Source organism: Candidatus Brevundimonas colombiensis, from assembly GCA_029202665.1.
GTDB classification, from domain to species: Bacteria; Pseudomonadota; Alphaproteobacteria; order Caulobacterales; family Caulobacteraceae; genus Brevundimonas; species Brevundimonas colombiensis.
Genome location: CP119326.1, coordinates 353,484 through 377,602 on the forward strand (window position 1 = coordinate 353,484; position 24,119 = coordinate 377,602).

At 68.0% G+C, this 24,119-nt stretch carries 26 protein-coding genes and 1 other annotated feature; of the genes, 10 read left to right on the forward strand and 16 right to left on the reverse strand.

What is annotated here, in order from left to right:
- Positions 1-45 precede the first annotated feature (45 nt).
- Positions 46-1,746, reverse strand: coding sequence for a protein kinase (locus P0Y50_01565; protein ID WEK40320.1), 1,701 nt, complete (start codon positions 1,744-1,746; stop codon positions 46-48).
- Positions 1,747-1,874: 128 nt separating this feature from the next.
- Between P0Y50_01565 and P0Y50_01570 the strand changes: the two genes are divergently transcribed.
- Complete coding sequence (locus P0Y50_01570) at positions 1,875-2,981, forward strand: DUF5694 domain-containing protein (protein ID WEK40321.1); 1,107 nt, start codon at positions 1,875-1,877, stop codon at positions 2,979-2,981.
- A 16-nt stretch (positions 2,982-2,997) separates the two neighbouring features.
- Here the strand turns inward: P0Y50_01570 and P0Y50_01575 are convergent, their stop codons facing one another.
- From P0Y50_01575 to P0Y50_01585, 3 genes are read right to left on the reverse strand one after another with little or no spacing between them, the layout of a single operon-like run.
- The gene (locus P0Y50_01575) at positions 2,998-4,665 is read right to left on the reverse strand and encodes a bifunctional diguanylate cyclase/phosphodiesterase (GenBank protein WEK40322.1); all 1,668 of its coding nucleotides are present in this window, start codon (positions 4,663-4,665) and stop codon (positions 2,998-3,000) included.
- 31 nt (positions 4,666-4,696) lie between these two features.
- Positions 4,697-5,275 (reverse strand): GNAT family protein, encoded by a 579-nt coding sequence (locus tag P0Y50_01580; protein WEK40323.1) that lies wholly within the window; start codon positions 5,273-5,275, stop codon positions 4,697-4,699.
- Between the two features lie 37 nt (positions 5,276-5,312).
- Positions 5,313-5,888: a TetR family transcriptional regulator gene (locus P0Y50_01585; GenBank protein WEK40324.1), complete on the reverse strand. Its 576-nt coding sequence runs from the start codon at positions 5,886-5,888 to the stop codon at positions 5,313-5,315.
- 65 nt (positions 5,889-5,953) lie between these two features.
- On the opposite strand from P0Y50_01585, the gene P0Y50_01590 reads away from it, so the two are divergent.
- From P0Y50_01590 to P0Y50_01605, 4 genes are all read left to right on the forward strand, one after another.
- On the forward strand, positions 5,954-6,790 hold the full coding sequence (locus tag P0Y50_01590) for a metal-dependent hydrolase (protein WEK40325.1): 837 nt from the start codon (positions 5,954-5,956) through the stop codon (positions 6,788-6,790).
- Between the two features lie 205 nt (positions 6,791-6,995).
- Positions 6,996-8,501, forward strand: a complete 1,506-nt coding sequence (locus P0Y50_01595) for a DUF1800 domain-containing protein (GenBank protein ID WEK40326.1) — start codon at positions 6,996-6,998, stop codon at positions 8,499-8,501.
- Positions 8,498-9,676 carry a DUF1501 domain-containing protein gene (locus P0Y50_01600; protein WEK40327.1) on the forward strand — a complete coding sequence of 393 codons (1,179 nt, stop codon included), beginning with the start codon at positions 8,498-8,500 and terminating at the stop codon, positions 9,674-9,676. Before P0Y50_01595 ends, P0Y50_01600 begins: the two co-directional genes overlap by 4 nt.
- Before the next feature lie 221 nt (positions 9,677-9,897).
- Positions 9,898-9,961: a sequence feature (sul1 is cis-regulatory element that is thought to sense ions involved in sulfur or methionine metabolism; They are found in Alphaproteobacteria), on the forward strand.
- A 59-nt stretch (positions 9,962-10,020) separates the two neighbouring features.
- Complete coding sequence (locus tag P0Y50_01605; GenBank protein WEK41506.1) at positions 10,021-11,499, forward strand: SulP family inorganic anion transporter; 1,479 nt, start codon at positions 10,021-10,023, stop codon at positions 11,497-11,499.
- A gap of 16 nt (positions 11,500-11,515) precedes the next feature.
- Here the strand turns inward: P0Y50_01605 and P0Y50_01610 are convergent, their stop codons facing one another.
- Positions 11,516-11,725 (reverse strand): hypothetical protein, encoded by a 210-nt coding sequence (locus tag P0Y50_01610; protein WEK40328.1) that lies wholly within the window; start codon positions 11,723-11,725, stop codon positions 11,516-11,518.
- Positions 11,726-11,963: 238 nt separating this feature from the next.
- Between P0Y50_01610 and P0Y50_01615 the strand changes: the two genes are divergently transcribed.
- On the forward strand, positions 11,964-12,176 hold the full coding sequence (locus P0Y50_01615) for a cold-shock protein (protein ID WEK40329.1): 213 nt from the start codon (positions 11,964-11,966) through the stop codon (positions 12,174-12,176).
- A 92-nt stretch (positions 12,177-12,268) separates the two neighbouring features.
- Here the strand turns inward: P0Y50_01615 and P0Y50_01620 are convergent, their stop codons facing one another.
- The 5 genes from P0Y50_01620 to P0Y50_01640 all read right to left on the reverse strand — a co-directional run bounded on the left by P0Y50_01620 (position 12,269) and on the right by P0Y50_01640 (position 16,316).
- Positions 12,269-12,823, reverse strand: a complete 555-nt coding sequence (locus P0Y50_01620; GenBank protein ID WEK40330.1) for an NAD(P)H-dependent oxidoreductase — start codon at positions 12,821-12,823, stop codon at positions 12,269-12,271.
- 211 nt (positions 12,824-13,034) lie between these two features.
- The gene (locus P0Y50_01625) at positions 13,035-14,249 is read right to left on the reverse strand and encodes a pitrilysin family protein (protein ID WEK40331.1); all 1,215 of its coding nucleotides are present in this window, start codon (positions 14,247-14,249) and stop codon (positions 13,035-13,037) included.
- Between the two features lie 50 nt (positions 14,250-14,299).
- A complete protein-coding gene (locus P0Y50_01630; GenBank protein ID WEK40332.1) occupies positions 14,300-15,013 on the reverse strand; it encodes an SURF1 family protein in 714 nt (237 codons plus the stop codon).
- On the reverse strand, positions 15,010-15,348 hold the full coding sequence (locus P0Y50_01635) for a DUF983 domain-containing protein (protein ID WEK41507.1): 339 nt from the start codon (positions 15,346-15,348) through the stop codon (positions 15,010-15,012). The genes P0Y50_01630 and P0Y50_01635 overlap by 4 nt, the downstream gene beginning before the upstream one ends.
- A 59-nt stretch (positions 15,349-15,407) precedes the next feature.
- The gene (locus tag P0Y50_01640) at positions 15,408-16,316 is read right to left on the reverse strand and encodes a cytochrome c oxidase subunit 3 (GenBank protein ID WEK40333.1); all 909 of its coding nucleotides are present in this window, start codon (positions 16,314-16,316) and stop codon (positions 15,408-15,410) included.
- A gap of 295 nt (positions 16,317-16,611) precedes the next feature.
- On the opposite strand from P0Y50_01640, the gene P0Y50_01645 reads away from it, so the two are divergent.
- Positions 16,612-17,076, forward strand: a complete 465-nt coding sequence (locus P0Y50_01645; GenBank protein WEK40334.1) for a hypothetical protein — start codon at positions 16,612-16,614, stop codon at positions 17,074-17,076.
- A gap of 299 nt (positions 17,077-17,375) precedes the next feature.
- On the opposite strand, the gene P0Y50_01650 is transcribed toward P0Y50_01645, so the two are convergent.
- From P0Y50_01650 to coxB, 6 genes are all read right to left on the reverse strand, one after another.
- On the reverse strand, positions 17,376-17,591 hold the full coding sequence (locus tag P0Y50_01650; GenBank protein ID WEK40335.1) for an NUDIX domain-containing protein: 216 nt from the start codon (positions 17,589-17,591) through the stop codon (positions 17,376-17,378).
- Between the two features lie 4 nt (positions 17,592-17,595).
- A complete protein-coding gene (locus P0Y50_01655) occupies positions 17,596-18,132 on the reverse strand; it encodes a cytochrome c oxidase assembly protein (GenBank protein WEK40336.1) in 537 nt (178 codons plus the stop codon).
- On the reverse strand, positions 18,129-18,299 hold the full coding sequence (locus P0Y50_01660; protein ID WEK40337.1) for a hypothetical protein: 171 nt from the start codon (positions 18,297-18,299) through the stop codon (positions 18,129-18,131). The genes P0Y50_01655 and P0Y50_01660 overlap by 4 nt, the downstream gene beginning before the upstream one ends.
- Positions 18,300-18,302: 3 nt before the next feature.
- Positions 18,303-19,280: a heme o synthase gene (gene cyoE / locus P0Y50_01665; protein WEK40338.1), complete on the reverse strand. Its 978-nt coding sequence runs from the start codon at positions 19,278-19,280 to the stop codon at positions 18,303-18,305.
- 158 nt (positions 19,281-19,438) lie between these two features.
- On the reverse strand, positions 19,439-21,124 hold the full coding sequence (gene ctaD / locus P0Y50_01670; GenBank protein WEK40339.1) for a cytochrome c oxidase subunit I: 1,686 nt from the start codon (positions 21,122-21,124) through the stop codon (positions 19,439-19,441).
- A gap of 15 nt (positions 21,125-21,139) precedes the next feature.
- Positions 21,140-22,009: a cytochrome c oxidase subunit II gene (gene coxB / locus P0Y50_01675; GenBank protein WEK41508.1), complete on the reverse strand. Its 870-nt coding sequence runs from the start codon at positions 22,007-22,009 to the stop codon at positions 21,140-21,142.
- Positions 22,010-22,397: 388 nt separating this feature from the next.
- On the opposite strand from coxB, the gene P0Y50_01680 reads away from it, so the two are divergent.
- Genes P0Y50_01680 through P0Y50_01690 form a run of 3 tightly spaced genes read left to right on the forward strand, consistent with a single transcriptional unit; the run spans position 22,398 to position 24,117 of the window.
- Positions 22,398-22,742: a PadR family transcriptional regulator gene (locus P0Y50_01680; protein ID WEK40340.1), complete on the forward strand. Its 345-nt coding sequence runs from the start codon at positions 22,398-22,400 to the stop codon at positions 22,740-22,742.
- Positions 22,739-23,338 (forward strand): DUF1700 domain-containing protein, encoded by a 600-nt coding sequence (locus P0Y50_01685; protein ID WEK40341.1) that lies wholly within the window; start codon positions 22,739-22,741, stop codon positions 23,336-23,338. Before P0Y50_01680 ends, P0Y50_01685 begins: the two co-directional genes overlap by 4 nt.
- A complete protein-coding gene (locus P0Y50_01690; protein WEK40342.1) occupies positions 23,335-24,117 on the forward strand; it encodes a DUF2807 domain-containing protein in 783 nt (260 codons plus the stop codon). The genes P0Y50_01685 and P0Y50_01690 overlap by 4 nt, the downstream gene beginning before the upstream one ends.
- Positions 24,118-24,119 lie beyond the last annotated feature (2 nt).

Genomic DNA, 24,119 nt, shown 5'->3' on the forward strand with positions numbered 1-24,119 from the left:
CGCCAAATGTCGCACATCCAAGGGATGCGGCCGAGCGTATGGCCGCTAGCGTGTGGCCATCGAGATCAGGAAGGCCACCAGCAGGATCAGGCTGACGCCCTGCCAGAACCGCACCGGATCGCGCTCGATCAGCGACAGTCGACGCGGCGGCGGGGCGGCGACGGCGCTGCCGGTCTCCAGCACATGGATCAGCTCCTCCACATCCTCGAACCGCTCGTTCGGATCGACCGCCGCAGCGCGCATTATGGCCGCCTCCAGCCAGGCGGGCATGTCGGGGCGATGGCGGGTCGGGGGCGCGGGCGCGCGGTCGAAACGCGGCGCGTCCGCCGGATCGACCTCGCCCCACGGATAGGTTCGGGTGAACAGGCGGTACAGGGTCACGCCCAGGGCGAACTGGTCGGTCAGGGCGTTTCCGGCCTCGCCCGCATACATTTCCGGCGCCTTGTAGCCGGCCGTCCCCGGCGCCTCGGCCTCGGCGAACTCCTCGGCCAGCCTGAGACGCGCCACGCCCAGATCCACCAGCTTCAGCCCGCCGCCCGTCTCCAGGATCACATTGTCCGGCTTGATGTCGCGGTGCGTCACCCCCGCCCGGTGCAGAGCCGAGACGGCGCGCGCCAGCGGCAGGGCGACGGCGATCCCCTCGGCGATCTCGAAAGCCCCCTCCTCCGCCAGCCGCGCGTGCAACGTCTGACCGGCATGGAAGGGTTGGGCGATATAGAGACGGCTCTGGCGGCCCGCGTCCAGCGTCAGCACCTTGCCGACATGGGGGCTGTCGATGCGCCGGCCGATGAAGGCCTCGCGCAGGAAGGCGGTGCGGGCGCCGCGTTCGGACACCACGGCGGGCTTGGGAAACTTCAGCACCACCACGCCCGCGTCGCCCAGCGTGTCCCGGGCCAGGAACAGGCGGGTGTAGCGGCCGTCGGCGATCAGCCGTTGCAGGACGAAGCCGTCCACCGTCTCCCCCACGACCGGCGGCGGCGCGATGGCCAGCCCTTCGGCCTCGGCGGTGATCGCCTCCCAGTCGGGCGCGCCGGTTCGGACCACGTCGATGACGATGGCGGTGGCGTTGTCGCGCGCCCCCGCCGCCTCGACCTCGGCCAGGATGGCGCGGGCGTCCGCATCCGGCGATCCGCGTCGCGCCAGCAACCCGGCCAGGGCCGCGTCGGTCAGCACCCCATGCACCCCGTCGGTGGTCAGCAACAGCCGGTCGTGCGGCTCCAGCCGCACCTGGCGCACGTCCAGCTTGACGTCCGCCTCTATGCCCACCGCGCGATACAGGACATGGCTCATCCCCTGCTGGGCGCGGGTGTGATCCTCGGTCAGCCGGGTCAGGGCGCCATCGCGGAAATGCCACGCGCGGCTGTCGCCGACGTGCAGGGCCACCGCCTCGCGCCCGCGCATCACCAGGGCGGTGAAGGTGGTCGCCGCCCCTTCCATCGCCGGATCGCTGCGCCCCTTGGCGTGAAGCCAGCGGTTGAAGCCCCGCAGCGCCTTGATCCCGTTGGCGGCGATGCCGTTCAGCGGGTTCTGGTCCAGATAGCCGTCGATGAAGCTGCGCGTCGTCAGCTCGGCCGCCATCCGCCCGGCCCTGGACCCCGACACCCCGTCGGCGATCACCGCCACCACCCCATGCTCGCGCTGTTCGACCGTCGTGCCGATGTGGACGCCGCCGAAGTCCTGATTGTCCGCCTTGGGCCCCTGCAAGGTCGCAAAGCCGGCGGCGATCTCCAGTCTGGCGTCGGTCATGGCGCCCACTGTCCGTCAAACTGAGCCGTATGGCTAGCTGTCCAAAACTTAACGGGCGTTGCGGCGACGCTTGCGCCACAGTCCCGTCGTCGCCGGGGCTGGCGACGCTGTCTCAAGGCTCGTTGCGCATGAAGCGTTTCCGTCATCTCATCCTGGCGTCCCTCGTCGCCATCGCCGCCGCCAGCGCCTCCGGCCTGGCCGGCGCCCAGGACTATCGGCCGGACTTCCACCCGGATCAGTTGAAGGGACCGCCGGTCGGGGTGCCCAACACGGTTCTGGTCCTGGGCACCCCCCACTTGGCCGGCCTGCCGGAGACCTTTGATTTCGCCCTCCTGGCGCCGCTGATGGACAGGCTGGTCGCCTGGGCGCCGACCGCCATCGCCACCGAGGACATGTCGGGCCTTCAGTGCGACAGTCTTCGCCGCTATCCCCAGCGTTACGCCGAAACGGTCGAGACCTACTGCGCCGATCCGACGGCGGCCGGCGCCGCCCTGGGCCTGGACGTGCCGGCGGCCAACGCCGAGGCGGAACGGTTGCTGGCCGCCTGGCCCTCGGCGCCCACGGCCGCCCAGCGGCGGCGACTGGCGGGTGTCTTCCTGGCGGCCGGAGAGCCGGGCTCGGCCCTGGTCCAATGGCTGCGTCTGCCGGTCGAGGAACGGCGCGAAGGCGACGGCCTGACGCCCGAGCTTGTCGTCCATCTCGACCGGATCAAGGACCGCCGCAACGAGACCGATCAGATTTCCGCCCCCCTGGCCGCCCGCCTGGGCCTGGAGCGTCTGTGGAGCGTCGACGATCATTCCGCCGACACGCCCGACGGCGCCGATCCGGCGGAGAAGAAGGCCTACGCCGACGCCGTGATGGGGGCCTGGGACAATCCATACACCCGCGAACGCCGCGCCGCGTCGCAGCAACTGGAAGCGCGGCTCGCCGAACCGGACGGGGTGCTGGCCATGTACCGGGCCTACAATGATCCAAGCCAGGCGCTGATCATCTATCGTTCGGACTTCGGCGCGGCTTTGACGGAACCCTCGCCCCAGGGATTCGGGCGCCGCTACGTCGGTTTTTGGGAGACGCGGAACCTGCGCATTGTCGCCAATATGCGCGACGTCGTGGGCCGCTATCCGGGCACGCGGATGCTGACCATCGTCGGCGCCTCGCACAAACCCTATTACGAGGCCTATCTGAACATGATGCACGACGTGGTCCTGGCGGACCTTGAGGGGGTGCTGCGCTGAATCGGCCCGGCGCCGATCAGGCCGAGCGCTGCTTGATCGGGGCCGAGCCGTCGGCCAGGCTTTCGGCCAGATAGACCTCGGCCTCCTGCGCCGGCAGGGCCGGGGCATAGCCGAAGCCCTGGCCGTAATGGCATTGGGCGTCCAGCAGCAGGCGGGCCAGTTCAGCGTTCTCCACCCCCTCGGCGACGACCTCCAGCGACAGGTCGCGGCCCAGGTTGACCACCGACTTGACGATCTTGGACGATCCTTCGTCCTTGTTCATCGTCAGCACGAAATAGCGGTCGATCTTCAGGGTGTCGAACGGCAGGCGCGCCAGATAGGACAGCGACGAGAAGCCGGTGCCGAAGTCGTCCAGCGCCAGCGACGCCCCCACGTCCTTCAGCGACTGCAGAACCTCGGCGGCGCGCGCGGTGTCGCGCATGATGTCGCCCTCGGTGACCTCCAGCTTCAGCGCCCCCTTGGGCAGGCCGCTTTCCTTGATGATCCGGGCCACGTCCTCGCACAGATGCGGCCGCTCGATCTCGCCCACCGACAGATTGACGCTGCAGAACAGCTTGCCCGACAGGGGATGGCGTTCGATCCATTCGGCCAGCTGCCGCGCCGACTGGGTCATCATCAGAAGACCCAGTTCGTTCATCATGCCCAAATCGGCGGTCAGGCCCAGGAACTCGTCCGGCGGCACCAGGCCGCGACGCGGGTGTCGCCAGCGGGCCAGGGCCTCGAACCCCGCCACCGCCCCGGTGTTCAGGTTCACGATGGGCTGGAAGAAGGGCACGATCTCGCCGCGCACGAAGGCGTTCCTGAGGTCCGCCTCCAGCGCCAGACGGCTTAAGGAGTCGCTTTCCAGCGCCCGGCCATAGGCGGCCGATCCGCCGCGCCCGGCGCTCTTGGCCGATTCCACCGCCAGTTCGACCCGCCGCAACAGTTCGGCGGCGTCCGGCGCGTCCGGCCCGCCCTCCACCATCACCGCCCCGATGGAGACGGTCGGATAGATGTCGAACCCGGCGACGCGCAGCGGCTGTTCCAGGGCGTCGCGCATCCGATAGCTGGTGTGCGAGGGGCTGCGCGGGGTGATGATGGCGAACTCGTCCTCGCCGATGCGGGCGGGCGAGGCGTCCTTGGGGAAGGCGGCGGCCAGACGCGACCCCAGCGCCGACAGCACCAGGTCCGTCCGTTCATGGCCCAGGGCCTCGTTCAGGCGCCGCAGCCGGTCGACGTCGCCGACCACCACCTCGTATTCGCCGACCTGGGTCAGAACCTCGGTGACGCGCGCCAGAAAGGCGCGGCGGTCCAGCAGTCCCGTCAGCCCATCCCGATCCGACCCGGCGAACTTGGTCTCCAGCGCCACGACGCCAGCGGCGCGCAGCCCGTCTTCCAGCCAGACGCCGCGCCACAGGCAGGTTTCCGATCCGCGCATCCGCAGGCGCACGGCGACCTCGGTCCCCTCTTCCTGGGGCTTCAGCATGCGCTCGGCCAGGCTGCGATCCTGAGGCAGGGCCAGGGCGACGAACCCGGCGGCGGTGCACTCCGGCGCCAGCGGCCCCAGGCCCAGGGCGCGGGTGGCGCCGGTGAACCGCAGTTCGTTCTCGGCAGGGGTCCAGATCCACAGGGCGGTGTCGGCGGCGGCCAGCGCCTCGATGGCGGTCGTGGCGTCCCAGGCCAGCGATCGGGATCGTGTCGTCACGCTATCCGCCCTTCCAGACGGCTCGCGACCGTCAACGCTCGTCCTCGACCAGGCCGAACAGAAGATGGTCTGCCCATCCGCCGTTAATTTTCAAATAAGCCCGCGCCCGCCCCTCCTGGCTGAAGCCGGATTTCTCCAGCACCCGGCGCGATCCGTGGTTGGTCGGCAGACAGGCCGCCTCCAGCCGATGCAGCTTCAGCGTGTCGAACGCATAGCCGACCACCGCTCTGACCGCCGCCGTCGCCACGCCCTGGCCGGAATAGGGCTGGCCGATCCAGTAGCCCAGGGTGCCGGTCTCGGCGACGCCGCGCCGCACGTTCGACAGGGTCACGGCGCCGGCCAGTGTCTTGCCCCCCTCGACCAGGACGAAGAAGGGCCAGGCATTGCCCAGCTCCATCTCGCGCGCATAGATCGACAGGCGCCGCCGGAACGCCGCCTTGGTCAGGTCGTCCTGGGGCCAGGCCGGTTCCCACGGCTGCAGATAGTCGCGCGATCCCTCTCTCAGCGCGGACCAGGCCGCGTAATCGCCCGCGCGCGGCGAGCGCAACAGCACGCCGTCGCCCCGGATCACGGGACCGCCAACATCGTTCATCCAGTCCAGCAGGGCCATCGCGTCGGACTATAGCACCAAGATCTTGGCCTGAACCTTAAGGTTCGCCCAAAAGCGTCGCCGTCAGTTTCAGCGCCAGATCGCGGCCCAGTCCGTCGGGCGCGCCCAGCATCGGCGTCAATATGTCGCCGATCAGCCCTTCGGCGAAGGCCATATAGGCCGCCGTCATGACCAGCGCGCGCGCGCGTTCCGCCGCGTTCGGATCGTCCGGCGCCATCGCCGCCAGACGGTCGGCCAGATCCCGCACCACCCCGGCGAAGCTCTCGGCCCGCCCCTGCTCGCGCGCCAGCGCCAGCCAGGCCGCCATCTGCGACGCCCCGCCCTTGCCGAAGGCGTCGAACACCACGGTCATCAGCCGATCCGGCTCGACCTGCTCTCGCCCCTCGCCCAGCCCGGCCTCGATCCGCTGGGCCAGGTCGCGCACCATCGCATCCATCAGCGCGCCCTGAAGCCCGGCCGCCGATCCGAAATGGTGGATCAGATTGGCGTGGCCCACCCCCATACGCTGGCCCACGGCCTTCAGCGTCACCGCCGCCGGGCCGCCGGACAGCAGCAGATCGCGCGCCGCCTCCAGCGCCTCCTCGCGCGCCGCCGCGCCGCGTCGACGTCTCACCGGACCATTAGTTGACATTAATGTCAGTTATCTCCATATTGCGCTCGAAATCGAGGAGCAGAACCATGGCGAAATCCGCCACCCCCGCCGACCTCCAGATCAAGCCGCGCGACCTGCATATCGACCGCGAGGCCGTCACGCCACGCTGGTGGTTGAACAACGACCCCTTCGGCGCCGCCGTGATGAATGCGCTCAGCCTGACCTTCCCGGACGGCGAGCGGTTCTTTATCCAGTCGGTCAAGCGGTTCGCCAGGGATGCGCCGCCGAAACTGGCCGCCGACATCCGCGCCTTCACGGTGCAGGAGGGGGCGCACACGCGCGAACACATGGCCTTCAACGCCATCACCGAACGCGCCGGCTATCAGACCGCCGCGATCGAGGCCTATGTCACCGAGCGGCTGGACATCGCCCGCGCCCGCCCGCCGCTGGCCCAGCTGGCGGCGACCATGGCGCTGGAGCATTTCACCGCCGCCTTCGCCCACCGGCTGCTGGCCGACCCCGATCTGCTGAAGGGATCGCCGCACGATCTGGCCCGTCTGTGGCGCTGGCATTCGATCGAGGAGATCGAACACAAGGGCGTGGCCTATGACGTCTTCCTGCACGCGACCCGCGCGATGTCGCCGCTTCAACGCTGGCGGCTGCGGCGCTGGGCCATGCTGCTGACCACCCTGCTGTTCACCAAGACGGTGCGCGAAACCAGTCTGATGCTGTTGAAACAGGACGGCATCGTCGGCTGGCGCGCCCGGTTCGGCCTGTTCCGCTGGCTGTGGCTGAAGCCGGGCCTGTATCGGCGGATGATCGGCGACTATTTCGCCTTCTACAAACCCGGCTTCCACCCCTGGCAGGTGGATGACCGCGACCTGATCGTCCAGGCCGAGGCGGGCCTGGCCCAGCCGGCCTGACCTCATTGGATCGACCCGCCTCCCGTTCGTCCTTCCGGGGCTGAGCGAAGCGAGGAACCCGGACCCGAAGGGCGGCGGGCTGTGTGTCGATTGAACCTGTCCGGCTTGTCGTCCTCGACCTCGTCGCTTTTCTGTCGCCACGCTGCGACGGAAAGCCGCATCCTCGTGCGTTACAGGCTTCGGGGGATGCACGAGGACAGAGGTCATGGCTTCACCCCCCATCGACGCCGCCGTCGCCCTGACCCGGCTGGGTCTGGGCGCCCGTCCCGGCGAGATCGCGCGCGTGGCCGCCGATCCGCGCGGCTGGGCCCTCGCACAGATCCGGCGCCAGGGCGCGCCCCAGCCGCCGGGGGATCTGCCCGACACCGCCGAACGGCTGGGTCAGTATTTCGACTATCAGTCCGCCTCTCGCGCGCCCGCCCCTGCGGCCGCCGTTTCGCCTGCAGCCCAAACCCCCGCCACGCCCGGCGCCGCCCCCGTCGATCCCGCCGCCGAAGCCCGGCGCGCGGCGCGCCAGGCCGCGCGGCGCGACATCGTTCAGGACACGGCCCAGGCCTTTCTGGCCCGCGCCCAGCTGGGCGCCGCGACCGAGGAGGGATTCGCCGAGCGCTGGGCCCTGTTCTGGTCCAACGCCCTGACCGTCTCGGCGGCCAGGTTCGACAGCGGCGCCTTCATCGCCCAGTACGAATGCGAGGCCGTGCGTCCCCACGTCTTCGGCCGGTTCGAGGATCTGGTCATGGCCTGCGAACAGCATCCGGCCATGCTGCTCTATCTGGACCAGGCCCGCTCGACCGGCCCCGACAGTCCGGTCGGCGCCCGGCGCAAGGCGGGGCTGAACGAGAACCTGGCCCGCGAGATGATGGAGCTGCACACCGTCGGCGCCGATGCGGGCTATACCCAGGCTGACGTGACCGAACTGGCCCGCGCCCTGACCGGCTGGTCCATTCCCACCGCGCGCGAGGCGCAAGATGGGGGCCTGGTCGCCGACGCCGCCCCCCCGCGTCGCGCCCGCCCACGTCGCGCCGGAATGGCCGCCCAGGTTCAGCCGGGTCCGAACGGCTTCGTCTTCCGCGCCAATGTCCATGAACCCGGCGCCCGCACGGTGATGGGCAAGACCTATCCGCCCGGCGGCCTGGGCCAGGGTCAGGCGGTGTTGCGCGATCTGGCCCGCCATCCGGCGACGGCCACACGCCTGTCGCGGCGTCTGGCCGCCCATTTCGTGGCCGACAGCCCGCCCGACGCCCTGGTCGCCCGGCTTGAGGCCGCCTGGACCCGTTCGGGCGGCGATCTGGCCCAGGTCGCCCGCGCCCTGATCGCCGCGCCCGAGACCTGGACGCCCCAGCCCGCCAAGATCAAGACGCCCTACGACCTGGTCGTCTCCACCCACCGCGCCCTGGGAACCCAGCCCCAGCGTCTGCCGCCGCTGCGCCAGGCCCTGGCCGACATGGGCCAGCCGCTCTACGCCCCGCCCTCGCCCGAGGGATGGCCGGACACGGCCGCCGACTGGGCCGGTCCCGACGCCCTGGTCAAACGGCTGAACTGGGCGTCCGCCGCCGCGGCGACCGCCCATGTTTCCGACACCGACGCGGTCGCCGCCGGCGCCCTGGGCGCCCGGCTCAGCGAACGCACGCGCTTGGCCGTCGCCCGCGCCGAAAGCCGCCCCGAGGCCCTGACCCTGCTGTTCATGTCGCCGGAGTTTCAACGCCGATGAACGCCCTCTCCCTGAACCGTCGCCACCTGCTGGCCGCCGCGACCGCCGGCATGGGCCTGGCCTTCGCGGGCAAGGTCGCCGCCCGGACGCGCGGCCCCGCCAACAAGCTGGTGGTCGTCATCGCGCGCGGCGCCATGGACGGCCTGTCCGTCACCGTCCCCCATGGCGACGCCAACTATGTTCCCCTGCGCGGCGGTCTGGCCATCGGCGCGCCGGGCGAGGCGAACGGCGCCCTGGCCATGGGCGAGGGTTTCGGCCTGCACCCGGCGCTGTCGGGCCTGCATCAGCTGTATGGTCAGGGCGAAATGCGGTTCGCCCCCGCCGTGGCCCTGCCGGTCCGCATCCGTTCGCATTTCGAAGCCCAGGACGTGCTGGAGAACGGCGGCGAGGCCCTGCGCCAACAGACCGACGGCTGGCTGAACCGCGCCCTGGTCGCGGCCGGCGGAACCACGGTGAAGGGCCTGTCCATCGGCGCCCAGACGCCCCTGATCCTGCGCGGCGGCGCCCCCGTGTCCAGCTGGGCGCCGGGCGGGCTGGTGCGCGGCGGCGACCGCATCGCAGCCCTGCTGCAGGACCTCTATGTCGAGGACCCGCTGCTGGGCCAGAACCTGGCGCGCGGCCTGGCGACCGAGGAGCGGGTCGAAATGGTCGGCGGCCAGCCGGTGCGTCGCAACGACGTCCAGGGCCTGGGTCAGGCCGTCGCCCGTCTGATGAGCGGGCCGGATGGCGCCGATGTCATCGCCGTGTCTCTCGACGGCTGGGACACCCATGCGGGCCAGAAGGCGCAGCTTCAGAACCGGCTGACCGGCCTGGATCAGCTGGTCATGGGGCTGAAGACGGGTCTGGGCGACGCCTGGCCGCGCACCGCCCTGGTGGTCGCCACCGAGTTCGGCCGCACCGCCCGCGCCAACGGCACCCAGGGGACGGACCACGGCACCGGCTCGTCCCTGTTGCTGGCGGGCGGGGCGATCAAGCGCGGCGGTCCCATCGGCGACTGGCCCACCCTGGCCGAGAACCGCCTGTTCGAGAACCGCGACCTGGCACCGACCCTGGACATCCGGTCGGTGTTCAAGGGGCTGCTGCGCGATCACATGGGTCTGGACCGCGCCGCCCTGGACAATCGCGTCTTCCCCGGCAGCGCGGCCGAGGCCCCGGCGACGACCGGACTGGTCTGACGGCGGGCCGTCCCGCCGCCCCTCACCGTCATTCCGTGGCGGCCGCAGGACGAACCCGGAACCCAGGACCACGGCGCAAGCCCATGACAGGTCGGCGTCAGGGCCGCTCCCTTGGCTTGCGGGGTCTTCGCTGACGCTCGGCCCCGGAATGACGGCATGGGGTGCGGATCGTGCCCGCGTCTTGCTTTCCGCGCCCGTCTGACGCATCAGGACGCCATCACCTTGGACCCGGCCCTGTTCGCAGGCGACGGGTGGCTATCCCCGCCGCCGATCCGCTGGGAAACCGAACCGCCGTAAACCGAACAGTCGGGCGCGGTTCATCCAGATGTAATCCTGACATGACCCTGATCGCTTCCGCGCGCCGTCAATGGCTCGCCAATCCGCGCCGCGACCTGCTGGCGGGGACCGTCGTCGCCCTGGCCCTGATCCCAGAGGCCATCGCCTTCTCGCTTATCGCCGGGGTCGATCCGGCGGTGGGCCTGTACGCCAGCGTCGTCATCGCCGTCACCATCGCCTTCGTCGGCGGGCGCCCGGCCATGATCTCGGCCGCGACCGGGGCCATGGCCCTGCTGATGGTCACCCTGGTCCGCGACCACGGCATCGAATATCTGTTCGCCGCCTCCATCCTGTGCGGGGTGTTCCAGATCGCCATCGGCCTGTTGAAACTGGGCCGCTACATCCGGTTCGTCAGCCGCAGCGTGATGACCGGCTTCGTCAATTCGCTGGCCATCCTGATCTTCCTGGCCCAGATGCCCGAACTGATCGGCAGGGGCTGGATCACCTACGCCCTGGTCGCGGCGGCCCTGGCCGTCATCTACGGTTTTCCGCGCCTCACGAAGGCCGTCCCCTCGCCCCTGGTCGCCATCGTCTTCATCAGCGCCGTGGTCATGGTGATGAAGCTGGACGTCCGCACCGTCGGCGACATGGGCCAGATGCCCACGACCCTGCCGATGTTCCACCTGCCAGCCGTGCCCCTGACGTGGGAAACCCTGGCGATCATCGCCCCGATCTCGGCGACCCTGGCCTTTGTCGGCCTGCTGGAAAGCCTGCTGACCGCCAATCTGATCGACGACATCACCGACACCGCCTCAGACAAGGATCGCGAGACGCGCGGCCAGGGGATCGCCAACATCCTGTCGCCCCTGTTCGGCGGCATGGCGGGCTGCGCCATGATCGGCCAGTCGATGATCAATGTCGGGTCGGGCGCGCGCGGGCGGCTGTCGACCCTGTGGGCCGGTCTGTTCCTGCTGTTCCTGATGCTGGCGCTTCAGGACTGGGTGGCGCGCATTCCCATGGCGGCCCTGGTCGCCGTCATGATCATGGTGTCGGTCGGGACCTTCGACTGGAACTCGGTGCTGAAGCTGCGGACCCTGCCGCTTCAGTCGTCGATCGTCATGATCGCCACCACCGTCACCGTCGTCGCCACCCATGACCTGTCCAAGGGGGTGGTGCTGGGCGTCCTGCTGTCCGCGGTCTTCTTCATGCGCAAACTGGGCAAGACCCTGGTCGTGACCGAGATCGAAACGCCTGAACCCGGCGTTCTGCAATATCGCGTGTCGGGTCAGCTGTTCTTCGGCTCGGCCGATCTGTTCGCCGCCAGTTTCGAGCACCATGGCCGGCCGACGCGGGTTCACATCGACATGACCGACGCGCATCTGTGGGATCTGACCGGCGTCGCCGCCGTGGACAAGGTGGTGTTCCGCTACCGCCGTCAGGGCGCCCAGGTTGAGGTCGCCGGCATGAACGACGCCGCCCGCACCCTGGTCGCGCGGGTAGGGCGGTTCGAGAAGATGCATCTGCCGGCCGACGCCGGCGCGCATTAAGACTCAGGTCAGACTCTCAGGCCGCGTCCGGCGTGGCTTCGACCTCGGCCTTCGGCATCTTGCAGATGCGGTTCAGGTCGGCGCGGATCGAACTGCCCTGGAAATGCGAGATTTCCGCGCCGGAATAGCCCTCGCCGGACAGGGCCTTTACGACATCGCCCGTATTCAGACAGTTCTGCGTGCGCGCCAGCTGATAGGCGCGCTCCACGACGTGGGTGCGGTTCATGATGAATGCCTTTCGTTCGTCACATCAACGTCTTGCAAGCTAAACCGTTCCGTCGGGCGAATTTGTCGCCTCACGGGGCGCGCTTGCATTTGTCACGAAGACATGCGCACATAAGCCTCGTCGATCTCTCTGCGTAACGCCCACTCTCTCTGCGAACGCACGAGTCCAGGCCGCTCCCATTCAGACCCGACAGGCCGCAGGGGCGTTCCCTCGGTCAATCTCTAACGGAGGTCTCATCATGGCTACCGGCACTGTTAAGTGGTTCAACGCAACCAAGGGCTACGGCTTCATCCAACCCGACGACGGCGGCAAGGACGTCTTCGTCCACATTTCGGCTGTTGAAGCCGCCGGCCTGCGCGGCCTGGACGAAAACCAGAAGGTTTCCTACGAGCTGGAACGCGACAAGCGTTCGGGCAAGGAATCGGCTGGCCAGCTCCAGACCCAAGGCTGAGTTCGGTCTTATCCGATAAAGGAAACGGCGGCCCTGCAAGGGGCCGCCGTTTTCAATTGGGGCGTTGCTCTGCCTCGCGACGGCGGACGCGACTATCCCTTCGTCGTGTCGATCCAGGCGGCGAAGGCGTCCATGAAGTCCTTCAGGAACTTCTTCGTGTCGTCCTTCTTCAACTTGCCGTCGTCGTCCAGCAGGTCGGCGACATTGCCGATATAGGCTTCGGGCTGCTGCATCGTGGGCATCCCCAGGAAGACCAGGGGCTGGCGCAGGTGGTGGTTGGCGCCGAAGGCGGCCAGGGCGCCGGGCGACACGCTGACGATGGCGGCGGGCTTCTTGGCCCAGACGCTGTGGCCATAGGGGCGCGAGCCGACGTCCAGCGCGTTCTTCAGCGCCCCGGGGATGGAGCGGTTGTATTCGGGCGTGACGAACAGCACCGCCTCGGTGGTCGCCACCTCGTCGCGGAAACGGGTCCAGGCGGGCGGGGGCGTCTCGGTGTCCAGGTCGGGGTTGTAGAGCGGCAGGTCGCCGATTTCGACCAGCTCCAGCTCCAGCCCCGGCGCGGCCAGCGCCTTCAGTTCAAGGCCGATGGCGCGCGAATAGGCGCCTTTGCGCAGGCTGCCGACGATCAGGGCGACGCGGACGGACATGGGGTTCTCCGGGACGGGTGGATTGAAGCGCCAGCATAACCGATACCGTGATCGGATGTTCCCTTACTCTTCCCCCGTCACATCGGGCTTGTCCCCGGGGCCTATTTGTCAGCAGGCCTGATCGGCCGCTGTCGCGACAGGTTTCATGGCCGTGACCGGCCGTACCATGGCCCCTCGGGACAAGCCCGAGGGTGACGGACGTGCGTTGGGATCAGCCCCCGAACAACGCCCTGGCGAAGGCCTCGCCCGCCGGGGCGGCCGACCTGGGCCCCAGCACGGCGCTGGCCGCCTTGCCGCCCGCCAGCACCCGCCCGCCGACCGTCCGCACATCCTCGATCGTCTGGCTTTCCAACTGTTCGGTCATCAGGGCGCTGGCGCGCGGCGCGCCGAAGATCAGGGTCTGGGCGGCGTTGCGGCCCGCCCGGCTCATCGGGTTTTCGTCCGACATCCACAGGCCCGCCTTCATCACCGCCTTGGCCCGCGACAGTTCCTTTTCGGTCGGTCCGGTGTCGGCCAGCGCCCGCACCTCGGTCGCCGAGACCTCGGCCAGCTCCCTGGCCCGGTCCGCCGCCGCCCCGGCGTAGATGCCCAGCACCCCCGCATCCTCATACGGCTCCTGATAGGCGTCGATGGCGTAGGCCAGGCCCCGCTCTTCCCGCGCGCTCTGGAACAGGCGCGACGCCATGCCCCCGCCCAGGATTTCGCCGAACAGCCGCATGGCCGACAGGGCCGGATCGGTCGCCGACAGGGCGGGCAGTTGGAACACCAGATTGGCCTGTTCGATCTTGCGCGTCAGTTTCGCATGGCCGCCGACGAAGACGGCCGGGGCCGGGGCCTCGACCGGCGCAGCGACCGCCTCGCCGAACCAGCGCTCGGCCAGGGCCAGCAGTTCGCCCTCCTCCACCGCGCCGGACACCGACACCACCATGCGGTCGGGCGAATACAGACGCGCCCGCCACGCCTCGACCGTCGCCTTGTCCGCTGGCTTCAGGCTGGCGATCGAGCCCAGGATCGGCCGCCCCATCGGCTGGCCGGTGAAGGCGCGCGTCTGGACCATTTCGAACACATGGTCGTCGGGCGTGTCGAAGGCCTCGGCGATCTCCTGGGCCACCACGTCCTTTTCGCGCACGATCTCGGTCGGATCGAGCGTGGGCCGGAACACCAGGTCCGACAGCACCTGCATGGCCAGCGGCAAGGAACCGTCCAGCCCCCGCACCTCGAAACTGGTCCGCTCGTATCCGGTGGAGGCGTTGATGGTTCCGCCTTCGGCCTCGATGCGTTCGACGATCTCGCGCGCGGCCATGTCGCCCGCGCCCTTGAACACCAGATGCTCCAGCAGGTGCGACCAGCCGGAGCGGTCCTCGGCCTCCCAGCGCGCCCCGCCCTTGACGGTGACGACGACGGCCAGGGTCTTCAGGCCGGGCATGGGATCGCAGACGACGCGGACGCCGTTGGACAGGGTGTGCAGGGAAGCGGTCAGGAAAGGTCTTTCTTGGTTCGACGGCGAAGCAGCGCCACATAGAAGCCGACGAGCGCGATCGCCAGTCCGAACCACGTCAGGGCGTATCCGAAATGATTGTTGGAGAAGGCGGCGGGCGGGGCCGAAGGCCGCAGGGCCGGGAACTCGGGATTGGTCGCGGTCAGGGCGAAGACCACCTCGGGCCGCACCGGCCCGGCGACCTTCAGCGCCCTGGCCATGGCGGCGTTGTCGCGGGCGTAGAAGCGGTTGTCGGCCGGGGCGGGGCTCAGGCCGCCGGGCTTGGGGACCGTGCGGAACTCGCCCATCAGCACCAGCGGCAAGGTGGTGTCGATCACGCGCGGCCGCGTCGCCACGCCCTCGCCGACGAAGCCGCGGTCGACCAGCAGGCTGAAATCCTGACCGGCCGGACGACAGGCCGAAATCAGCCGCACCCCGGCCTCGCCGTCGTGGATCGACTGCAACGCCACGAAGGGGGCGCTGGCCAGGCCGGGACAGACGATCAGGGCCTTGCGGAACTCCAGGTCGGCGCCGCTTCGGGTCTCCTGCAGCACCTGATCCAGCGGCGCGGGCGGTTTCGCCGCCGCCGCATCGGCCGCCGCGATCAGTCCTTCCTTCCACTTCAGCCGTTCGACCTGCCAGACGCCCAGCCCCACAAGCAGGGCCACGGCGAGCGCCGTCAGCACGGTCAGCACCCACGGGAAACGCTTCATCGCTGGTTCCTGTACTGCAGGCCGATCATCAGCCCCCGGCCCGGCCGCATCAGCGCCAGCGACAGGCCCGCCACCATCGGCAGCCAGACGATCAGATGCAGCCACATGGGCGGGTGGAACTTGATCTCCACGAACAGGGCCGAGAACACCACCACGAAGCCGGCGATCTGCATGATGAAGGTCGCCGGCCCGTCGCCGGTCTGGATGGTCGAGAAATCCAGCCCGCACGCCTCGCACGCCGGCCGGACCTTCAGAAAGCCGTCGAACAGCCGCCCCTGGCCGCAACGCGGACACCGCCCCTTCAGCGCCGCGCGAACCGGATGATCGCAAACGATGACGGCGCGGGACGATGGCTCGTCCCGCGCCGTTTCGACAGTCTCAGGCCCGTCTTGGCTCAACCGAAGACGACATAGACGAAGGCGAACAGGAACAGCCAGACCACGTCCACGAAGTGCCAGTACCAGGCCGCCGCCTCGAAGCCGAAATGCTTCTGGGGGGTGAAGTCGCCGGCCAGCAGACGGATCAGGCAGACCGCCAGGAAGATGGTCCCGATCAGGACGTGGAAGCCGTGGAAGCCCGTGGCCATGAAGAAGATGGAGCCGTACAGGCCCGAGTTGACCGCCTCTTCGTTGAAGAACAGCTTCTCGTGCAGGATGTGGTGATATTCATAGGCCTGGACGCAGGTGAACAGCACGCCCAGCGCCACGGTGATGGCCAGGGCGATCTTGGCGCCCTTGCGGTCCCCGACCTGGATGGCGTGGTGCGCCCAGGTGACGGTGCAGCCGCTCAGCAGCAGGGTCACGGTGTTCAACAGCGGCAGTTGCCACGGCGACAGCACCTCGACCCCCTTGGGCGGCCAGGTCGACCAGGCCTTGGCCGTGTCGGCCCAGGTCCCGACTTCCGGCGTCAGCGCCCGCGATTCGTGGAACAGGGCCATGTCGAAGAACATCCAGAAGAAGGCGACGAAGAACATCACCTCCGATGCGATGAACAGCAGCATCCCGTAGCGCAGGCCGATGGAGACGACCGGCGTATGGTCGCCCGCCTTGGATTCCTTGATCACGTCCGACCACCAGCCGAACATGGAGATCAGCACGCCCGCCAGGCCGGCGAAGAAGACGCCGGGCTTGCCGTGGGCCAGGAAGTTGGCGGCGATCGGGCCATTCTCGGCCGGGGCCAGACCCTTCATCCAGATCACCGCTCCGATGAACATGATGGCCGCGGCGATGGACGACACCAGCGGCCACGGGCTGGGCGGAACCAGGTGGTAGTCGTGCTGCGGAGCGGCGTGCGCGTCGGCCATGCGGTCTCTTCCCCTCAAATCCATTCGCGGCCGGGCCGTTTGTCAGGCCTCGATCCTGCGATGAAGTCACCGTTTCTTCCGACATAACGCCGTCGAGCGCAACAGGCCAGAGGGCCCTTTGGGCTCTATGAGGGCCGTCAGACCGCACCCCACGCCGGGGAAGTCCACGCAGCCAGCGTCCGCTCGTTCGAATGTGGGCTGAGCGAGGACTGAGGGGTTTGATTCCAGTGTGTCCTTTTTTCTTGCCATGCCAAGGTTGCACTGAAACAACGTGAAGGAATTCTAGGAGAATAATATGGTCAGAAGAAAAGTTGTGCTGCTGACAATGTTGGGGCTTGCGGGCTGCACAACTGCAGAACCATTGAAGCAGGTTGTTGCAACCGAGGTTCCAGTTCAGTGTAAACCGTTCGAAGATTATGCTGAATTTAGCTGCTGGTGGTCCGCCGACGATGCTCCTCTGACGCATTGCGTCCTGCGATCCGAAACCACACCGGCATGTCGTCTCGGTGCTAAGGCGGGGTTCTACATCAATCGTGGCGCAGAGCTTGCTCGAGACAGCCAACAGACCAGCGGCTGGATTGGGGTCAAGGTGTTTCAGGACGAAACTGGCCATGTCGGGTTTCGCGCAGAAGCCACGACCAGTGGTTACAGCCTAAGGCACAGTTCAGCTATGGCGACACCAACTGGGTCGCCTTCGTCTCCAACTTGGCCGCGCTTCCCGGCTGGATTGGAATTCGGACCTGAACAGGTCAGGCGCTGACGGGGCGGCAGCCCCGCCAGCATGGTCATTGTTACAGCGTGTCGCAATCGACTAGGACCGGCTCCGAGATATCGCAGACCCCCTGTTTGTTACAAGTGACCACGATTTCCCAGCAAGAATCCAGGGGCGGCTGCGACTGAGCATTAGCCGGCATCGCTGTCGCCGTGCAGGCAAATGACAAAGCAATCACACTCAGTTTAGTTTTCAGGGAGACGCGCATCTTTTCCTGCGTGGCTGATGACGAACCCATCCCACCACATTGCGATATCAACTATTAGTCGTATGAATTTAACCCACGGTTATGTTATGTATGACTTGGCCAGGCTGGTCTCCTCCTCGGCCTCGCGGCGAGCGACCCGGGCCGACGACTCCATCGGATCGACCTTGCTGCCGACGATGTTCCAATGACTCGCCTCGGGCGCCCCAACCCGCCGATACAGCAGCACGCGACCATTGTCGCCGCGGATCACCAGGCCGCACCCCACGCCGGGGAAATCCACGCCTGGCTGGGCCAAGACCTCAAGCCGTCGGCGCGTCGACGGACGGATAGAAGGTGTAGCTGAGGGTGATCTCGCGCGCGCCGCGCGCCTCCCGGTCGGTGGCCAGTTCGGGGGCGATGAAATACTGCATCGGGAACTGGCGCGTCTCGCCCGCCGCCAGGGTCTGGTCGGTGAAGCAGAAACACTGCAGCTTCTGGAAATACGGCCCCGTATATTCCGGCACGACATTATAGCCGGCCCGCACCTGGATCGGCCGGTCCGACGTGTTGGTCACGTCGAAATAGGCCAGACCCGTTTCGCCGATCCGCACCCGCTGCGTCGCCTGTTCGGCCTTGAAGGTCATGGGCAGGCCCCGGACATTGGTGTCGAACCGCACCAGGACGGTTTGGTCCAGCACCCTGTCCGGCGCCTTTTCCGCCCGCCGCACCGTGCCGTCGAAGCCTGTCACCTGACAGAACATCCGATAAAGCGGCACCGCCGCGAAGGCCGCGCCCGTCATCCCCATGACGCCCAGCACGCAGACGATGGCGATCAGGTTCTTGCGGTCGGCCTTCATGGCCGGCTGTTCTCGACCGACTGCTCCAGCGCCCGCTCCGCCGCCTGGTTCTGCTGCAGGCGCAGGACGGTGGTGGCGAAGACCAGGACGATGAAGGCGACCAGGGCGCTGGCGATCCAGACGTTGCGACGCTTGCGCGCACGCAGTTCTTCGGGGGTCAGGCGCATGGCTTACGCTCCCAGGCCGGCCAGGGCCTCGACCAACAGGGCCGAGAACAGGGCCATCAGATACAGGATGGAAAAGGCGAACAGGTCCCGCGCCGGTTTGGCCTGGACCTTGACGTCATACAATGCGGCCTCGCGTCCCACGGTGTCGGCCTTGTCAGGCTCGTCGCCGGCGCGCGAGCGGAACAGCCGCCAGGCCAGGCCCAGAAAACCCAGGCCGCCCACGACCGACACGACCAGATAGATGAGGCCGCCCAGGCCGACCAGGGCGGGCGCGATGGCCGTCGGCACGAAGATCAGGCTGTAGATCAGGATCTGCAGCCGGGTGGACCGGGCGCCGCGCGCCACCGGCATCATCGGAATGCCCGCCTTGGCGTAGTCGCCGGCCGAATACAGCGCCAGGGCCCAGCTGTGCGGCGGGGTCCACAGGAAGATGATGGCGAACAGCAGCCACGCCTGCCACGGCGCATGGCCCGTCGCCGCCGCCCAGCCGATCACCGGCGGAAAGGCGCCCGCCGCCCCGCCGATGACGATGTTCTGGGGCGTCCGACGCTTCAGCAGCAGGGTGTAGAAACCGGCGTAATAGACGATGGTCAGGGCCAGCAGCCCCGCCGCCAGCCAGTTGGTGTTCATGCCCAGCAGCATGACCGAGAACAGGCTCAGGATCACGCCGAAGGCCATGGCGTCGTTCTTCCTGACGCGGCCCGCCGCCACCGGCCGGCCGCGCGTGCGCCGCATCAGGGCGTCGGTCTCGCCCTCCAGCGCCATGTTCAGCGCCCCCGCCGCGCCCGCGCCCACGGCGATGCACAGGATGGCGATGGCCGCGACCAGCGGATTGACCGATCCCGGCGCGACGATCAGCCCGGTCGCGGCGGTGAACACCACCAGCGACATCACGCGCGGCTTCAACAGCTGGAAGAAGTCCTCCGGCTGGGCGGTCGAGATGGCGGCTTGGTCGAGGTCGGTCGGGGTCACGATGGTCATCTTCTACACCCTCATCCTCGGGCTTGTCCCGAGGGTCTCCATTTTCCCAGAAACAAAAAGAAGGGCCCCGAACAGTCCGTCCGAGGCCCATCCCAGTCTTTCGTCGCCGCCCCGGCCGACCCTCGGGACAGGCCCGAAGGACGGCGCAAGGTCGGGTGTCAGTGCTCGTCGCCCTTGACCACCGGCAGTTCGTTGAACTGGTGCGTCGGCGGCGGAGAGGACAGGGTCCACTCCAGGGTCGTGGCGCCCTCGCCCCACGGATTGGCCACGCCCGGACGGCGACGGATCGCCGCCTCGGCCAGCATGATCAGGAAGACCACCACGCCGACGGCCGTGATCGCATAGCCGATGGACGAGACGTGGTTCCACAGGGTGAAGGCCTCGGGATAGTCGATGTAGCGGCGCGGCATCCCCTGCAGACCCAGGAAGTGCTGCGGGAAGAAGACCAGGTTCACGCCCACGAACATGATCCAGAAGTGGGTCGCGCCCAGGAACTCGTTGTACTTCACCCCGAACATCTTCTCGAACCAGTAGTAGAAGCCCGCGAAGATGGCGAAGACGGCGCCCAGCGACAGCACATAGTGGAAGTGGGCCACGACGTAATAGGTGTCGTGCAGGCTGTAATCGATGCCGGCGTTGGACAGGACCACGCCGGTCACGCCGCCGACGGTGAACAGGAAGATGAACCCGATCGCCCACAGCATGGGCGTCTTGAAGCTGATGGACCCGCCCCACATGGTGGCGATCCAGCTGAAGATCTTCACGCCCGTCGGCACCGCGATGATCATGGTGGCGGCGATGAAATAGGCGCGCAGATTGATGCTCATGCCGACCGTGTACATGTGGTGCGCCCACACGATGAAGCCGACGAAGCCGATGGCCACCATGGCGTAGGCCATGGCCAGATAACCGAACACCGGCTTGCGGCTGAAGGTCGAGACGATGTGGCTGATGATGCCGAAGCCCGGCAGGATCAGGATGTACACTTCCGGGTGGCCGAAGAACCAGAACAGGTGCTGGTACATGATCGGATCGCCGCCGCCGGCCGGATCGAAGAAGTGGGTGTGGAAGTTGCGGTCGGTCAGCAGCATGGTGATGGCGCCGGCCAGGACGGGCAGCGACAGCAGCAGCAGGAAGGCGGTGATCAGCACCGACCAGGCGAACAGCGGCATCCGGTGCAGGGTCATGCCCGGCGCGCGCATGTTCAGGATGGTGGTGATGAAGTTGATCGCGCCCAGGATCGAGCTGGCGCCCGCGACGTGCAGGGCGAAGATGGCCAGGTCGAAGGCGGGACCGACGTGGCCCGTGGTCGACAGCGGCGGATAGGCCGTCCAGCCCCCGCCGAAGCCCTTGCCCGGCCCGCCGTCGACGAACATCGACAGGATCAGCAGGCACCAGGCGGCGACCAGCAGCCAGAACGAGATATTGTTCATGCGCGGGAAGGCCATGTCCGGCGCCCCGATCATGATGGGCACGAACCAGTTGCCGAAGCCGCCGATCATGGCGGGCATGACCATGAAGAAGATCATGATCAGGGCGTGGGCCGTGACCACGGCGTTGTAGCCGTGCTTGGACTGCTCCACCAGGCCCAGCAGCTGGATCGACGAGCCTTCCTTGAAGATCTGGATGCCCGGCTCGGCCAGTTCCCAGCGGATCAGGCCCGACAGGGCGCCGCCGACGATGCCCGCCATGATGGCGAACATCAGATACAGGGTGCCGATGTCCTTGTGGTTGGTGGACAGGAACCAGCGGGTGAAGAAGCCCACCTTGTGGTCGTCGTGATGATGATGGTCGTGGGCGTGACCGATGTGGGTCGCGTCGCGGGTTGCGGTAGCGTCAGCCATGGATCTGTTCGCCTCTTACTGGGCGGCCGGCGCGGCGGGCGCCGCGGCGGGAACGGGTTGGGCGCCAGGGGCGCCGGCGGTGGCGGCCGGCGCAGCGGCGGCTTCACCCTCGGCCGGAGCGGCGGGGGCGGCGGCGGGCGCGGCGGCGGCGGGCGCGGCGACCTTGGGCTTCATCGAGCCGCCCTTGGAGGCCAGCCACTGTTCGAACTGCGCCTGGGTCACGACCCGGATCTCGATGGGCATGAAGGCGTGGTCGACGCCGCACAGTTCCGAGCATTGGCCGTAGAAGACGCCGGTGCGCTCGGCCTTGAACCAGGTGGTGTTGATCCGGCCGGGCACGGCGTCGGTCTTCAGACCGAAGGCCGGCAGGGCCACGGCGTGGATCACGTCCGAGGCGGTGATGACCAGTTGCACCGTCTTGCCGACCGGCACGACCATCGGCTCGGTCGCCGCCAGGCGATAGGGCACGCCCCGCGCCTTGGCCTCGTCCTCGGGCAGCATGTTGGAGATATATTCCGCAACGCCCTGGTCGGGATATTCATAGGCCCAGTTCCACTGGTTGCCGGTCACCTTCACCGTCAGGTCCGGCGTCGGCATGTCGTGATAGGCGAACAGCAGCCGGAACGAGAACAGCGAGATGCCCGCCAGGATCAGGACCGGCATGACCGTCCAGATGATCTCGATCGTGGTGTTGTGGCTCCAGCGCGCGGGCGTCGGATTGGCCTTCTTGTTGTAGCGGAACACGATCCAGGCCAGCAGGCCCAGCACCAGCAGGGTGATGGCGGTGATCACCACCAGCAGCCCGTTGTGGAAGGCGATGGCGTCATGCTTCAGCGGCGAGGCTGCGGGTTGCAGGTCAATGCCCCCCGGCGTCGGCTGTCCCATCAGATCCTGCGCCCAGGTCGGCGCGGCGGCGAACACCGCCAGTCCGGTCCCAAGCACGATGGAGGCCGCAGTCCCCCCCAGCGTCCTCCGGGCTCGATTGCCCATCCCCATCGGAGTCTTCCCCATAAAACCGTTCTACAGCAGACACTTGCGAATGGCTCGCAAGTAATCACACTGGCGCGATTCCCACGCCCGGCGATGGATTTGACCTATCGGATCGCTTTCGGCTTGCCAAGCGAACAACGCGCCATCGCCGCAATGCCGCCCAAGATCGACCCGCGGCTCGACGGTTGTCCGCCTCGATTAAATCGCTGTCATGTTTCGACAGCTACCTTGCGTCGCCAGATACCTTGCCGTAGTCAATCCCTACACACAGGGAGAGATCGCGGTGTCTGAAACCATCGAGATACAGTTGAAGAAAGGGGTGCTGGGCCTTTGCGTCCTGGCGCTTCTGAGCCGGGCGGACAGCTACGCCTATGAGATCGCCAGCCGCCTGTCGGACGCGATCGACATGGGCGAAGGCACCATCTACCCGCTGATGCGGCGGATGCAGTCGGAGGGCCAGGTCGAGACCTATCTGGTCGAATCCTCCGCCGGTCCCTCGCGCAAATACTATCGCCTGACCGAGGCGGGTCGCGCGGCCCTGGCCGCCCAGACCGCCGAATGGTCCGCCTTCACCAAGGCCGTCGACGCCATCGTGGCGAACGACGCCGATCAGGGAGCCGCCCAATGACGCGCGCCGATTTCATCAACCGCCTCAAGGACGGGCTGGTCGGTCTGCCGACCACCACGGCCAACGACATCGTCGCCGACTATCAGACCCATTTCGACGACGGGATCGCCGCCGGTCGCACCGAGGCCGAGGTCGCCGAAGCCCTGGGCGATCCGGTCCGCCTGGCCCGCGAACTGAAGGCCGAGGCCGGCATTCAGCGCTGGCACCAGGAAAAGAACCCGTCCGCCGCCGCCGGCGCCGTCTTCGCGGTGCTGGGCCTGGGCGCGCTCGACATCCTGATCCTGCTGCCCATTCTGATGGGGGTGGTCGGGACGGTGTTCGGCTTCTTCATCGCCGCCGTCGCCCTGTTCGTCGCCGGCGGGGTCATCATGGTCGCCGGACCGTTCGCCGGCTTCCCCGGCGGTCCGTTCGCGGCGATCCTGATGGGTCTGGGCCTGATGGCCGGGGCGGTGTTCATCGCGGCGCTTCTGACCATCTTCACCATCTGGCTGGTCAACGGCGTCGTCTGGTTCGCCCGCCTGCACTATCGCCTGCTCAAGCCCGCACTTGAGCCCACGCCTGCCCCATCCACCTCGACTTCGGGAGTTTCGGCATGATCCGCACCCTGTTCATCATCGCCGGCGCCGCCCTGGTGCTGTGCCTTGTCACCGTGGGCGGCGCCGTCGCCATCGGCGGCCACGACCTGCAGCGCCACGGCTGGGCCTGGACCTTCAGGGACGACAATGGCGAGAGCGTCCGCTTCGAGCGGGTCAAGGGCGGCGGGACCGACGACCTCGGCCCCATGACCACCCGCACCCTGGCCTGGACCGGCGGCGAAACCCTGACCGTCGATTCCAGCGTCGACGTCGACTATGTTCAGGGCCCGGCCAGCTCCGTCGTCGTCACCGGGCCCAAGGCCCTGGCCGACCGCGTGACGGTCGAGGATGGTCGCATCCGCCTGGCCGACGGCGACGAACGCGTCGTGTTCGGCTGGAGCAGCGGAAACTTCTCCGCCCGGTCGGAACGCGACGAACTGAAGGTGGTGGTCACCGCCCCGAACGTGCGCCGCTTCGTCTCCAACGGCTCGGGCGATCTGACCATTCGTCAGTATGACCAGCCGTCAATGTCGGTGGCCGTGTCCGGGTCGTCGGACGTCTCGGCCTCGGGCCGCGCCGACAGGCTGGACCTGGACATCTCGGGCTCGGGCGACGCCGACCTGGCCAGCCTGACGCTGACGGACGCCAAGGTCGACATCGCCGGCTCGGGCGAGGCCACGCTCGCCGCCAGCGGCACGGTCGATATCGACATCAACGGCTCGGGCGACGTCAACCTGGCCCTGCGCCCCGCCAAGCTGAACAGCAGCGTCTCCGGTTCGGGGCAGGTGTATCAGAACTGATC

Bases quoted from the DNA above. Each gene is read 5' to 3' on its own strand.
- P0Y50_01645 (WEK40334.1), top strand. From the start codon at position 16,612: ATGGTCAGAAGAAAAGTTGTGCTGCTGACAATGTTGGGGCTTGCGGGC.
- P0Y50_01685 (WEK40341.1), top strand. From the start codon at position 22,739: ATGACGCGCGCCGATTTCATCAACCGCCTCAAGGACGGGCTGGTCGGT.
- P0Y50_01690 (WEK40342.1), top strand. From the start codon at position 23,335: ATGATCCGCACCCTGTTCATCATCGCCGGCGCCGCCCTGGTGCTGTGC.
- P0Y50_01640 (WEK40333.1), bottom strand. From the start codon at position 16,316: ATGGCCGACGCGCACGCCGCTCCGCAGCACGACTACCACCTGGTTCCG.
- P0Y50_01565 (WEK40320.1), bottom strand. From the start codon at position 1,746: ATGACCGACGCCAGACTGGAGATCGCCGCCGGCTTTGCGACCTTGCAG.
- coxB (WEK41508.1), bottom strand. From the start codon at position 22,009: ATGGGACAGCCGACGCCGGGGGGCATTGACCTGCAACCCGCAGCCTCG.
- P0Y50_01620 (WEK40330.1), bottom strand. From the start codon at position 12,823: ATGTCCGTCCGCGTCGCCCTGATCGTCGGCAGCCTGCGCAAAGGCGCC.
- P0Y50_01655 (WEK40336.1), bottom strand. From the start codon at position 18,132: ATGAAGGCCGACCGCAAGAACCTGATCGCCATCGTCTGCGTGCTGGGC.
- P0Y50_01610 (WEK40328.1), bottom strand. From the start codon at position 11,725: ATGAACCGCACCCACGTCGTGGAGCGCGCCTATCAGCTGGCGCGCACG.
- P0Y50_01615 (WEK40329.1), top strand. From the start codon at position 11,964: ATGGCTACCGGCACTGTTAAGTGGTTCAACGCAACCAAGGGCTACGGC.
- P0Y50_01595 (WEK40326.1), top strand. From the start codon at position 6,996: ATGGCTTCACCCCCCATCGACGCCGCCGTCGCCCTGACCCGGCTGGGT.
- P0Y50_01580 (WEK40323.1), bottom strand. From the start codon at position 5,275: ATGGCCCTGCTGGACTGGATGAACGATGTTGGCGGTCCCGTGATCCGG.
- P0Y50_01625 (WEK40331.1), bottom strand. From the start codon at position 14,249: ATGCCCGGCCTGAAGACCCTGGCCGTCGTCGTCACCGTCAAGGGCGGG.
- cyoE (WEK40338.1), bottom strand. From the start codon at position 19,280: ATGACCATCGTGACCCCGACCGACCTCGACCAAGCCGCCATCTCGACC.
- P0Y50_01600 (WEK40327.1), top strand. From the start codon at position 8,498: ATGAACGCCCTCTCCCTGAACCGTCGCCACCTGCTGGCCGCCGCGACC.
- P0Y50_01660 (WEK40337.1), bottom strand. From the start codon at position 18,299: ATGCGCCTGACCCCCGAAGAACTGCGTGCGCGCAAGCGTCGCAACGTC.
- P0Y50_01630 (WEK40332.1), bottom strand. From the start codon at position 15,013: ATGAAGCGTTTCCCGTGGGTGCTGACCGTGCTGACGGCGCTCGCCGTG.
- P0Y50_01570 (WEK40321.1), top strand. From the start codon at position 1,875: ATGAAGCGTTTCCGTCATCTCATCCTGGCGTCCCTCGTCGCCATCGCC.
- P0Y50_01590 (WEK40325.1), top strand. From the start codon at position 5,954: ATGGCGAAATCCGCCACCCCCGCCGACCTCCAGATCAAGCCGCGCGAC.
- ctaD (WEK40339.1), bottom strand. From the start codon at position 21,124: ATGGCTGACGCTACCGCAACCCGCGACGCGACCCACATCGGTCACGCC.